Source organism: Pseudomonas sp. LAMO17WK12:I5 (genome assembly GCF_900215165.1).
GTDB classification, from domain to species: Bacteria; Pseudomonadota; Gammaproteobacteria; order Pseudomonadales; family Pseudomonadaceae; genus Aquipseudomonas; species Aquipseudomonas putida_A.
Genome location: NZ_OBDS01000004.1, coordinates 321,631 through 334,418, shown reverse-complemented (window position 1 = coordinate 334,418; position 12,788 = coordinate 321,631). Strand labels below are relative to the sequence as shown.

At 60.4% G+C, this 12,788-nt stretch carries 7 protein-coding genes and 1 pseudogene; 2 read left to right on the top strand and 6 right to left on the bottom strand.

The window, feature by feature from the left end:
• Window positions 1-80: 80 nt before the first annotated feature.
• Window positions 81-518 (top strand): annotated as a pseudogene (locus tag CRO59_RS09295) (excinuclease).
• Window positions 519-623: 105 nt separating this feature from the next.
• On the opposite strand, the gene CRO59_RS09290 reads toward CRO59_RS09295, so the two are convergent.
• The gene (locus CRO59_RS09290; protein ID WP_097087028.1) at window positions 624-1,526 is read right to left on the bottom strand and encodes a LysR family transcriptional regulator; all 903 of its coding nucleotides are present in this window, start codon (window positions 1,524-1,526) and stop codon (window positions 624-626) included.
• Window positions 1,527-1,644: 118 nt separating this feature from the next.
• On the opposite strand from CRO59_RS09290, the gene CRO59_RS09285 reads away from it, so the two are divergent.
• The gene (locus CRO59_RS09285) at window positions 1,645-2,922 is read left to right on the top strand and encodes an MFS transporter (RefSeq protein ID WP_097087027.1); all 1,278 of its coding nucleotides are present in this window, start codon (window positions 1,645-1,647) and stop codon (window positions 2,920-2,922) included.
• A gap of 1 nt (window position 2,923) precedes the next feature.
• Here CRO59_RS09285 and CRO59_RS09280 read toward each other — a convergent pair whose 3' ends face one another.
• The 5 genes from CRO59_RS09280 to CRO59_RS09255 form a co-directional block, all read right to left on the bottom strand.
• Window positions 2,924-3,436: a cytochrome b gene (locus CRO59_RS09280; protein ID WP_027611321.1), complete on the bottom strand. Its 513-nt coding sequence runs from the start codon at window positions 3,434-3,436 to the stop codon at window positions 2,924-2,926.
• A gap of 188 nt (window positions 3,437-3,624) precedes the next feature.
• On the bottom strand, window positions 3,625-4,692 hold the full coding sequence (gene hemE, locus CRO59_RS09275) for a uroporphyrinogen decarboxylase (RefSeq protein WP_097087025.1): 1,068 nt from the start codon (window positions 4,690-4,692) through the stop codon (window positions 3,625-3,627).
• Window positions 4,693-4,944: 252 nt separating this feature from the next.
• Window positions 4,945-6,363, bottom strand: coding sequence for an FAD-dependent oxidoreductase (locus CRO59_RS09270; protein WP_096794696.1), 1,419 nt, complete (start codon window positions 6,361-6,363; stop codon window positions 4,945-4,947).
• Window positions 6,364-6,396: 33 nt separating this feature from the next.
• Window positions 6,397-10,842, bottom strand: coding sequence for a glutamate synthase large subunit (gene gltB, locus CRO59_RS09265; protein ID WP_097087024.1), 4,446 nt, complete (start codon window positions 10,840-10,842; stop codon window positions 6,397-6,399).
• A gap of 350 nt (window positions 10,843-11,192) precedes the next feature.
• Window positions 11,193-12,782 carry an AAA family ATPase gene (locus CRO59_RS09255; RefSeq protein ID WP_027611318.1) on the bottom strand — a complete coding sequence of 530 codons (1,590 nt, stop codon included), beginning with the start codon at window positions 12,780-12,782 and terminating at the stop codon, window positions 11,193-11,195.
• Window positions 12,783-12,788: the final 6 nt, after the last annotated feature.

Genomic DNA, 12,788 nt, shown 5'->3' with positions numbered 1-12,788 from the left:
ATGGTTTTTTCTGCACCGACGTACGGTGTCTACACTCGTTAAATCGTTGAATGCTGACTCGCAAAGTCAAGGAGATGACCATGCAAGTGAAAGCCCTGATCGCCGCCGCACTCCTCGGGCTATTGCCCATCGCCAGCCACGCCACCAACCTGATGTACATGCCGTTCGAAACCGTGCTCTCGGATGCGATCCGCGCCGGGCGGCTGGATGGCAGTGTGAAGTTCTATCTGATCGGCAACGGGCCGCAGGGCACGTAGCAGTTGTTACGCCGGGATGTGGTCAGTGATTTGCGCACCAACGGTTTCAACAAGAGCGATCACGACTCCTGCGAGTGGGTGCTGCAGTCGAACCTGATCAAGTTGCAGGCCGATGCCAAACGGGTCGGGGCGAATGCGGTGGTCAATATCGTCAGTTATTACGACCAGCATGTGCGCAAGGATTTGAATACCTATGAGTGCCGGGCCGGGGTATTTGTGACGCGGGTGGCGTTGAAGGGGGATCTGGTGCGGTTGCCCTGAGGGGCGTTGGTGTTCGAGTTGACGCCTTCGCGAGCAGGCTCGCTCCAACCTTGGAATGCGTTCCCCTGTGGGAGCGAGCCTGCTCGCGATTTGATTGCGCAGCAATCAAGCTTTTGAAGGCTCAACCTTGCGTGTCAGCAGTTCGACAAACGCCTTGGCCATCGGCGATTTCTGATCCTTGCGCTGCACCAGCCACACCGCCGACACCGCCTCCGGATCGAGCAGTGGTCGATAGACCACACCATCAATGCGCATCCGCTGGTAGGACGCCGGCAACACCGAAACCCCCAGCCCCGCTGCGACCAGTCCGATGATGGTCATCGCCTCACCCGCCTCCTGGGCGAAGTGCGGACTGAATCCGGCATCGCGGGCCAGACTGAGCAGTTGCGCATACAAACCGCTGCCATAGCTGCGTGGAAAGAACACGAACGGCTCCAGCGCCAGCGCCGAGAGGAACAGCCCTTCCTCGCTGCCCTGGGCCAACGGATGTTTGGAGCCGAGCACCGCCACCAGCGGCTCACGCATCAGCTCTACCACACTGAGCGAATCCGGCAGGCCCAGCGGGCGCATGATGCCGACTTCGATCGACTGATCCACCAGCGCATCCGCGACCATGGTGCTGCTCATCTCCCGCAGGTTCAGGTGCACTGCCGGGAAACGCTGACGAAAAGCAAAAATCGCCTGGGGAATGGTCGAGTTGAACGGCGCCGACGAGGTGAAGCCAATCTTCAATTCGCCGAGTTCGCCGAGTTGCGCACGCCGGGCGACGTCCGCCGCTTTGTCGACCTGCGCCAGCACCAGCCGCGCCTCCTCCAGAAACAATCGGCCGGCCTCGCTCAGCTCGACCCGACGATTGGTGCGCTCGAACAACCGCGCGCCGACCTCTTGCTCCAACGCCTGAATCTGCTGACTCAGCGGTGGCTGAGAGATCCCCAGCACCTGTGCCGCGCGGCCGAAATGCAGTTCTTCGGCGACGGCGATGAAGTAGCGCAGATGACGCAATTCCATGGAAACCCCATTAGGTCGTTAAAGCTATCAAACAGGTCGAACAATATATTGGATAGAAACATTAGCCAGCTATATGATTTTTTCATTGCCTGCCTGGCCGTGCCCTCCGAGGTCTGATGTGAAAACCGCCGCCGCCCCTCTTGCCCATGAAGTTCCGCCTGCCGCGGCGGACGATGTCATCGCCGAGCTGCAGGAGATCTACATCGAAAAAGGCACGCCGATGTTCATGCGCACGGTACTGGCGCTGTTCAGCGGCGGCTTCGCGACCTTCGCTTTGCTGTATTGCGTGCAGCCGATGATGCCGCTGCTGTCCCACGAGTATGGAATCAACGCGGCGCAGAGCAGCCTGATTCTGTCGGTGGCGACTGGCATGCTGGCCGTCGGGCTGTTGATCACCGGGCCGATCTCCGACCGGGTCGGACGCAAACCGGTGATGGTCGCGGCACTGTTCGCCGCCGCGTTGTGCACCATCGCCAGCTCGATGATGCCGAGCTGGCACGGCGTGCTGATCATGCGCGCGCTGATCGGGCTGTCGTTGAGTGGTCTGGCGGCGGTGGCGATGACGTATCTGAGCGAGGAAATCCATCCACAGCACATCGGTCTGGCGATGGGCCTTTACATCGGCGGCAACGCGATTGGCGGGATGAGCGGCCGCTTGATCACCGGGGTGCTGATCGATTTCGTCAGCTGGCACACGGCGATGCTGGTGATCGGCGGTTTGGCATTGGTTGCGGCGGCAGTGTTCTGGAAGATCCTTCCCGAATCGCGCAACTTCCGCTCGCGCTCGCTGCACCCACGCAGCCTGCTTGATGGCTTCACCATGCACTTTCGCGACGCCGGCCTGCCGCTGCTATTTCTTGAAGCATTCGTGCTGATGGGCGCCTTCGTCACCCTGTTCAACTACATCGGCTATCGCCTGCTGGCCGCGCCGTACAACCTCGATCAGGTGTTCGTCGGTTTGCTATCGGTGGTGTACCTGTCGGGCATCTACAGCTCGGCGAAGATCGGTTCACTGGCGGACAAACTGGGGCGGCGCAAAGTGCTGTGGGCAACCATCGCACTGATGTTCGCCGGCCTTGCACTGACTATGTTCACACCGCTGTTGCTGGTGATCGTCGGCATGCTGATCTTCACCTTCGGCTTCTTCGGCGCGCACTCGGTGGCGAGCAGCTGGATCGGCCGGCGTGCGACCAAGGCCAAGGGCCAGGCGTCGTCGTTGTATTTGTTCAGCTATTACGCCGGGTCGAGTATTGCCGGCACGGCTGGCGGGGTGTTCTGGCATCTCGGCGGGTGGAATGGCATCGGCCTGTTTATTGGCGCCCTGCTGATGATCGCGCTGTTGGTGGCGTTGAAACTGGCGAAGTTGCCGCCCCTCGGTGGCAGCGCTCCCGCTTGAGTCAGAACACCATTTTTTTCAGGATTCGGCGCCCACACATTTCGTGTTTGATAACGGCTGCGATGTGTAGCGCTACTTGAACCAGTAACATCACGCACGCCCAAACATGGATGACGAAGAACCGATCAATCCACTGTAGATCGTTCAGCGGCGCCGGAATAAGAACCAGATCAAATATATTGATCGGTCGATCCATCATTAATATTCCTGTGAGCAAGACAACCGCCGTCATCAGATAAATAGACTTATGCATCCAACTCGCCAGACGCTCCACAAAGGTCCTGTCCACCTCGCAAGTGGTGTGAGAGCCTCTGACAGAAACATACAATCTCAGTATAAATATCGGAATAAATAAAGCCGTCACCGAAACATTTATAAATCCGACTATCGATTTTGTTTCCGCTGCAACTTTAATGACTGACACATAGAAGCCAGACAACAGAGCCCATAAAATTACTGCCGCAGATATCCAGTGCAAAGCAATCTGGAGACGCGAATATCCAACCCTTTTCATTGCAACCATCCTGATAAACAAGTGGCGCCATTACAAAGCTCTGAATTATCAACGTCAACGAGAAAACCATTAACAGAAACTGCACAAAGTAAACAATCTTTACGAACAAGGTTTATTGAACTTTCAACTTAAACATACAAAAATCAATTACCGCCCGAACATTGCATTCGGGCGGTCGTGTCAAAATCTTACTCGTGATACTGCGCCGACAACTCGTGCACCGCACGCAGGAACGCACCGGCGTGCTCCGGATCGACCTCAGGGGTGATGCCGTGGCCGAGGTTGAACACGTGGCCGCTGCCCTTGCCGTAGCTGGCCAGAATGCGCCCGACTTCAGTGCGGATCGCTTCCGGTTTGGCGTAGAGCACGGTTGGGTCCATGTTGCCTTGCAGCGCGACCTTGTCGCCGACGCGGGCGCGGGCGTTGCCGATGTCGCAGGTCCAGTCCAGGCCCAGTGCGTCGGCGCCAGCGTCGGCGATACTTTCCAGCCACAGGCCGCCGTTCTTGGTGAAGAGGATCACCGGCACCTTGCGACCGTCGTGCTCGCGGATCAGGCCGCTGACGATTTTCTTCATGTAGGCCAGGGAGAACTCCTGGTACGCCGCCGCCGACAGGTTGCCGCCCCAGGTATCGAAGATCTGCACCGCTTGCGCGCCGGCCTGGATCTGGCCGTTGAGGTACGAGGTCACCGACTGCGCCAGTTTGTCCAGCAGCAGGTGCATGGCTTGCGGGTTGTCGTAGAGCATCGCCTTGGTCTTGCGGAAGTCTTTCGACGAGCCGCCTTCAACCATGTAAGTGGCGAGGGTCCACGGGCTGCCGGAGAAGCCGATCAGCGGCACACGGCCGTTCAGCTCGCGGCGGATGGTGCTGACCGCGTCCATCACGTAGCCGAGGTCTTTGTGTGGATCAGGGATCGGCAACGCTTCGATGTCGGCCAGGGTGCTGACGACTTTCTTGAAGCGCGGACCTTCACCGGTCTCGAAGTACAGGCCCTGGCCCATGGCATCGGGGATGGTGAGGATGTCGGAAAACAGGATCGCCGCGTCCAGTTGCGGGTAGCGGTCGAGCGGTTGCATTGTGACTTCGCAAGCGAATTCCGGATTCATGCACAGGCTCATGAAATCACCGGCCTGGGCACGGCTGGCGCGGTATTCAGGCAGGTAGCGGCCGGCCTGGCGCATCATCCACACCGGGGTGACGTCTACAGGTTGCTTGAGCAGGGCGCGGAGGAAACGGTCGTTCTTCAGGGCAGTCATGTCGGCATCCGGAAAAAAAGTGCGGGCATTTTCTCAGAGCGCGACGCAAAAGGCACGGATGCAGGTCAGCCTTTTGTCTATCGGGTCAATTTATTGCGTTGGAATACTGATTTTGCAACACCGAGAAACAACTGTGGGAGCGAGCCTGCTCGCGAATAGGCCGGTACATCCAACAGTGAAATTGGCTGACAGACCGCTTTCGCGAGCAGGCTCGCTCCCACAGGGTTATTGCGTTTGGTTCAGGATCCGAGGTTAGACACCCAGGTAATCGAGGATCCCTTCAGCCGCATTGCGGCCTTCGAAGATTGCCGTTACCACCAGGTCGGAACCGCGCACCATGTCGCCACCGGCGAAGATTTTCGGGTTGCTGGTCTGGTGCTTGTACTGACCTTGCTCAGGCGCGACGACGCGGCCCTGGCTGTCGGTCTGGATTTCGAACTGTTCGAACCACGGTGCCGGGCTTGGACGGAAACCGAACGCAATGACCACGGCGTCGGCCGGGATGATCTCTTCGGAGCCCGGGATCGGCTCGGGGCTGCGGCGGCCACGGGCGTCCGGTTCGCCGAGACGGGTCTCGACCACCTTCACGCCTTCGACCTTGTCTTCACCGACGATCGCGATCGGCTGGCGGTTGTAGAGGAATTTCACGCCTTCTTCCTTGGCGTTCTTCACCTCTTTGCGCGAGCCGGGCATGTTCGCTTCGTCACGACGATAGGCGCAGGTCACCGACTTGGCGCCCTGACGAATCGAGGTGCGGTTGCAGTCCATCGCCGTGTCGCCGCCGCCGAGTACCACGACCTTCTTGCCTTTCATGTCGACGAAATCTTCCGGCGACTTTTCAAAGCCCAGGTTGCGGTTGACGTTGGCAATCAGGAAGTCCAGCGCGTCGTAGACGCCCGGCAGATCCTCACCGGCAAAACCGCCCTTCATGTAGGTGTAGGTGCCCATGCCCATGAATACCGCATCGTATTCGGCGAGCAGTTGCTCCATGGTCACGTCCTTGCCGATCTCAGTGTTGAGGCGGAACTCGATGCCCATGCCGGTGAAGACTTCGCGACGATTGCTCAGCACGGTCTTCTCAAGCTTGAACTCGGGAATGCCGAAGGTCAGCAGACCGCCGATTTCCGGGTTCTTGTCGAACACCACCGGGGTCACGCCGCCACGTACCAGCACGTCGGCACAGCCCAGACCCGCCGGGCCCGCACCGATGATCGCGACACGTTTGCCGGTCGGTTTGACCTTGGACATGTCCGGGCGCCAGCCCATGGCGAATGCGGTGTCGGTGATGTACTTCTCGACCGAACCGATGGTCACCGCACCGAAACCGTCGTTGAGGGTGCAGGCACCCTCGCACAGCCGATCCTGCGGGCACACCCGGCCACAGACTTCCGGCAGGGTGTTGGTCTGGTGCGACAGCTCGGCGGCCTGGAGGATGTTGCCCTCGGCCACCAGCTTCAGCCAGTTGGGAATGAAGTTGTGCACCGGGCACTTCCACTCGCAATACGGGTTGCCGCAACCCAGGCAGCGGTGGGCCTGATCGGCCGACTGCTGGGGTTTGAACGGTTCGTAGATCTCGACGAACTCTTTCTTGCGTTGACGCAACAGTTTCTTCTTCGGATCCTTGCGCCCGACATCGATGAACTGGAAGTCGTTATTCAGACGTTCAGCCATTGTTAAAACCTCATCAAACTCTTCAGGCGCATATCACTGCGGGTTGGCACGAGTGCTGGAAAGCAACGACTTCAGGTTGGCAGCCTTAGGCTTGACCAGCCAGAAACGACGCAGGTAGTCATCAAGGTTCTCGGCGAGTTCACGACCCCACTCGCTCTCGGTTTCCTTGACGTACTCGTTCAGCACGTTCTGCAGGTGGCTGCGGTAGGCTTCCATCGCCTCGCCGCTGATCCGCTGGATTTCCACCAGTTCGTGGTTGACCCGGTCAACGAAGGTGTTGTCCTGATCGAGCACGTAGGCGAAACCACCGGTCATGCCAGAGCCGAAGTTGTAACCGGTCTTGCCCAAGACGCAGACGAAACCACCGGTCATGTACTCGCAGCAGTGATCGCCAGTGCCTTCCACGACGGTGTGGGCACCGGAGTTGCGCACGGCAAAACGCTCGCCTGCGGTGCCGGCGGCGAACAGCTTGCCGCCGGTGGCGCCGTACAGGCAGGTGTTGCCGATGATGGCGCTGTTCTGAGTCTGATAGACGCTGCCCTTCGGCGGTACGATGACCAGTTTGCCGCCGGTCATGCCTTTGCCGACGTAGTCGTTGGCGTCGCCCTCCAGGTACATGTTCAGACCGCCGGCGTTCCACACGCCGAAGCTCTGACCGGCCGTGCCTTTGAAGCGGAAGGTGATCGGCGCGTTGGCCATGCCCTGATTGCCGTGCTTGCGTGCGATTTCGCCGGAGATCCGCGCACCGATCGAACGGTCGCAGTTGCAGATGTCCAGTTCGAACTCGGCGCCGCTGAGGTCGTTGATCGCCGACGTCGCCATGTCGACCATTTTCTCGGCCAGCAGGCCCTGGTCAAACGGCGGGTTGCGCTCAACGCCGCAGAATTGCGGTTTGTCCGCCGGGATGTGATCGCTGCCCAGCAGCGGGGTCAGATCCAGATGGTGTTGCTTGGCGGTCTGGCCTTCGAGGATTTCCAGCAGATCGGTGCGGCCGATCAGCTCTTCGAGGGAGCGCACGCCGAGCTTGGCCAGCCACTCACGGGTTTCTTCGGCGACGTAGGTGAAGAAGTTCACCACCATGTCGACGGTACCGATGTAGTGATCCTTGCGCAGCTTCTCGTTCTGCGTCGCAACGCCGGTGGCGCAGTTGTTCAGGTGGCAGATGCGCAGGTATTTGCAGCCCAGGGCGATCATCGGCGCAGTACCGAAGCCGAAACTTTCAGCGCCGAGGATCGCAGCCTTGATCACGTCGAGGCCGGTTTTCAGGCCGCCGTCGGTCTGCACCCGGACTTTGCCGCGCAGGTCGTTGCCGCGCAGGGTCTGGTGGGTTTCAGCGAGGCCGAGTTCCCACGGAGCGCCCGCGTATTTGATCGAGGTCAGCGGCGAAGCACCGGTGCCACCGTCGTAACCGGAGATGGTGATCAAGTCCGCATAGGCCTTGGCCACACCGGCGGCGATGGTGCCGACGCCCGCTTCCGCCACCAGTTTCACCGAAACCAGTGCCTTCGGGTTGACCTGTTTCAGGTCAAAGATCAATTGCGACAAGTCTTCGATCGAGTAGATGTCGTGGTGCGGCGGTGGCGAAATCAGGGTCACGCCCGGCACTGCGTAACGCAGCTTGGCGATCAGACCGTTGACCTTGCCGCCCGGCAGTTGCCCGCCCTCGCCCGGTTTGGCGCCCTGCGCAACCTTGATCTGCAGCACTTCGGCGTTGACCAGGTATTCCGGGGTGACACCGAAACGGCCGGTCGCGACCTGCTTGATTTTCGAGCTCTTGATGGTGCCGTAGCGCGCCGGGTCTTCGCCGCCTTCGCCGGAGTTGGAACGCGCACCGAGGCGGTTCATGGCTTCGGCCAGGGCTTCGTGCGCTTCCGGCGACAGTGCGCCCAGCGAGATACCGGCGGAGTCGAAGCGCTTGAGCACCGATTCCAGCGGTTCGACTTCGCTGATGTCCAGCGGCTTGTCGAGGGTCTTGACCTTGAACAGGTCGCGAATCATCGACACCGGGCGGTTATCCACCAGCGAGGTGTATTCCTTGAACTTGGCATAGTCGCCCTGCTGCACGGCGGCTTGCAGGGTGTTGACCACGTCCGGGTTGTAAGCGTGATATTCGCCGCCGTGGACGAACTTCAGCAGACCGCCCTGCTGGATCGGCTTGCGCGGACTCCAGGCTTCGGTAGCGAGGGCTTTCTGCTCGGCTTCGATGTCGACGAAACGCGCACCCTTGATGCGGCTCGGCACGCCACGGAAGCTCAGTTCGCAAACTTCTTCGGACAGGCCGATGGCTTCGAACAGTTGCGCACCACGGTACGAGGCGATGGTCGAGATGCCCATCTTCGACAGGATCTTCAGCAGACCTTTGGTGATGCCCTTGCGGTAGTTCTTGAACACCTCGTAGAGGTCGCCCAGCACTTCACCGGTACGGATCAGGTCGCCCAGCACTTCGTAGGCCAGGAACGGATAGACCGCCGAGGCGCCGAAACCGATCAGCACCGCAAAGTGATGCGGATCGCGCGCGGTGGCGGTTTCAACGAGGATGTTGGAATCGCAGCGCAGGCCTTTTTCGGTCAGGCGGTGGTGCACCGCGCCGGTGGCCAGCGAAGCGTGGATCGGCAGCTTGCCCGGGGCGATATGGCGGTCGCTGAGGACGATCTGGGTACGCCCGGCGCGCACGGCTTCTTCAGCCTGATCGGCGACGTTGCGAATCGCCGCTTCGAGGCCGACGCTTTCGTCGTAGTTGAGGTCGATGATCTGCCGCTCGAAACCCGGGCGGTCGAGGTTCATCAGCGAGCGCCACTTGGCCGGCGAGATCACTGGCGAGCTGAGGATCACGCGCGAGGCGTGCTCCGGCGATTCCTGGAAGATGTTGCGCTCGGCACCGAGACAGATCTCCAGCGACATCACGATCGCTTCACGCAGCGGGTCGATCGGCGGGTTGGTGACCTGCGCGAACTGCTGGCGGAAATAGTCGTACGGCGTGCGCACGCGCTGCGACAGCACGGCCATCGGCGTGTCGTCGCCCATCGAGCCGACGGCTTCGTAGCCTTGTTCGCCAAGCGGACGCAGTACCTGATCGCGCTCTTCAAACGTGACCTGATACATCTTCATGTATTGCTTGAGCTGATCGACATCGTAGAACGCCGAACCGTGGTCGTTGTCTTCCATGGTCGCCTGGATGCGCAGGGCATTCTTGCGCAACCATTGCTTGTACGGATGACGGGATTTCAGACGGTTGTCGATCGCGTCGGTGTCGAGGATCTGCCCGGTCTCGGTGTCCACGGCGAGGATCTGGCCCGGACCGACACGGCCCTTGGCGATCACGTCTTGCGGCTGGTAGTTCCAGACGCCGATTTCCGACGCAACGGTGATGAAACCGTTGGTGGTGGTAACCCAGCGCGCCGGACGCAGACCGTTACGGTCGAGCAGGCACACCGCGTAACGACCATCGGTCATCACCACGCCGGCCGGGCCGTCCCACGGTTCCATGTGCATCGAGTTGTACTCGTAGAACGCACGCAGATCCGGGTCCATGGTTTCAACGTTCTGCCACGCTGGCGGAATGATCATCCGCACGCCACGGAACAGGTCGATGCCACCGGTGACCATCAGTTCGAGCATGTTGTCCATGCTCGAGGAGTCGGAACCGACACGGTTGACCAGCGGGCCGAGTTCTTCCAGATCCATCAGATCGTTGCTGAACTTGGTCCGACGGGCCTGTGCCCAGTTACGGTTACCAGTGATGGTGTTGATCTCACCGTTGTGGGCGAGGAAGCGGAATGGCTGGGCCAGCGGCCATTTCGGCAAGGTGTTGGTGGAGAAGCGCTGGTGGAACACGCAGATCGCGGTTTGCAGGCGCTGGTCACCCAGGTCCGGATAGAACGCGGCCAGGTCGGCCGGCATCATCAGGCCTTTATAGATAATGGTCTTGTGCGAAAAGCTGCAGATGTAGTGGTCGGTGTCGGCGGCGTTGGCCACCGACGAGCGACGACGGGCGCTGAACAGCTTGACCGCCATGTCCTGATCGCTCAGGCCTTCACCGCCGATGTACACCTGCTCGATCTGCGGCAGGCGCTCGAGGGCCAGTCGGCCGAGGACGCTGGTGTCGATCGGCACTTTGCGCCAGCCGATCAGTTGCAGGCCTTCAGCGAGGATCTCGCGGTTCATGTTCTCGCGAGCGGCTTCGGCCTTGGCCGGATCCTGATTGAAGAAGACCATGCCCACGGCATATTGCTTGGGCAGTTCGACGCTGAAGTTTTCCTGGGCCATCGCCCGCAGGAACGCGTCAGGCTTTTGAATCAGCAGACCGCAACCGTCACCGGTCTTGCCGTCGGCATTAATCCCACCGCGGTGGGTCATGCAGGTCAGGGCCTCGATGGCCGTTTGCAAAAGGGTATGACTGGGCTCGCCCTGCATATGGGCTATCAGGCCGAAACCGCAGTTATCCTTGAATTCATCTGGTTGGTACAGACCTGCTTTCATAGACACTTTCTCACCAGGCTGCCTCTTTTCGAGGCAAATTTCTTTTCAATTCAACCACTTGCTTGCCGCGCCGAACGTACGCCGGCTTTGCGGGGGCAAAAGGGTGGTCATTGTACACAGCGACACAGAGGCTCACAAATTTGACGACGAAATGTCGCAAATTCATGTCGCATTTGTGAAAGGTTTAAAGCGATCTGCTGTGCTAGTCAAAACTTTTTTAATTTTGACTGCAACGACTCAAAGACTACTGTGACGCAGACACCACAAGGCACGCGGTCTGTAGAGACGGCGCGCACTCGTAGAAATTTTGAGGTGCTTGGAGAGGCGGCCTGGGTAAGGCCGCCGAATCTTCAGCGAGTTGTTGCCAGTTCCTGTTGGACGCTGGCGACAGTGCGAGGCCAAGGTTTACCAGCCTGAACCTTCGCTGGCAAGGCCTTGATGGCAGAAACGGCTGCATCACGATTGGCGAAGTTGCCGTAGGTGATCACGTAGAGAGGCTTGCCGTTGAGGACTTTCTTGAAATAACGGTACTCGCCGCCCTGCTCCTTGACGAAGTTCTGCGCGGTCGCTTCGGAGCTGGTGCCGAGGATCTGCACCACGTAATTGCTGGTCGGCTGACCGGCGTACCAGCTGCCACCGGCAGCCTTGGCCACGGTAACCGGCTTCTCGGCCGGTTTGGCAGCCGCAACAGGCTTGGCCGGAGCCGGAGCCGGTTTGGCCGCTGGCGCTGCCGGAGCAGGCTTGGCGGTGGCGACCTGAGTCGGTGCCGGGGTCGGCTTGGCCGCCGGAACAGGTACTGGCGTCGGAGCCGGGCCGGCCGGAACACCTGCCGGTGGTGCGGAAGTCGTGACGGTCGGCGGCGTTGCGCTGGAGCCTTCGACCGGCACGCCGTCGTCACCTTCAGTGATGCCGCCTGCGGCTTCAGCCAACGGGCCGCGCATCACCGGTTGCGAGTTGCCGACCAGCGGCAGCGGCATCGGCTGGGTATTGCCGGCGAACTCGACGTTCGGTGCGCCGCCATTGGCGCCTTGGCCCAATGGCAGTTGTGCCTGTTCGTTGGCAGGTGCGCCGGTGGTTGGCGCCTTGTTGCGACCCGGCATCAGCCAGGCGGCGGCGACCGCGACCACAACGACGGCGGAAATCGCCAATACGTGTTTCTTCGGCATGTTGAACCCCATACTTGGACGCTTGACCGCAGAGCGGCTGGCAATCATGACTTCGATCAGTGCATCGCGAGCGACCTGGTTGATGTTGCCAGGCCAACCCTCGGCGCTTTCGTGAATCTCAGAGATCTGATCCGCGGTGAAAAGTTCGACACCCCGGCCCGCACCTTCGAGCCGTTGGTCGAGATATTCGCGGGTCTCTTCTTCGGTATACGGCTGCAGTTCGATGACGTGGAAGCGCTCTTCCTCGAGGTGCAAGGCCTCCAGTTGCGCGATCAGCGACGACTCACCGAACAGGAACACATGCGGGCGACCTTCCGGTGCACCGGCCCCTAGCGCCATCAGCGCTTCGAGGGCGGATTCGTCGAGCTGCTCGGCGTCATCCACCAGCAGATAGACCTCCTGGCCGGTAAGCGCGAGCTGCACCACCTGATCCAGAATCGCGCCAACTTCGGCCTGAGCCACGTTCAGTGCCTGAGCCACCTGACGCAGCACGCCGGCGGCATCGCCAGCTCCACGGGCCGACACGACAACGCTTTGTACCGATTGCTTGTTGGTGCTGGCCACCAGCGCCTGACGCAGCAAGGTCTTGCCGCTGCCCTGCGGGCCGGTGACCACCAGCAGCAACTGGCTGTAACGCGCCAGGTGGTGCAATTGCCCCAGCACCGGTTTGCGCTGGGCCGGGAAGAATTTGAAGCCCGGCACCCGCGGCGCGAAAGGGTCGTGACTTAACTGGAAATGGCCGAGGAACGCCTCGTCGGCATGCAAACTAGTCATCGGAAT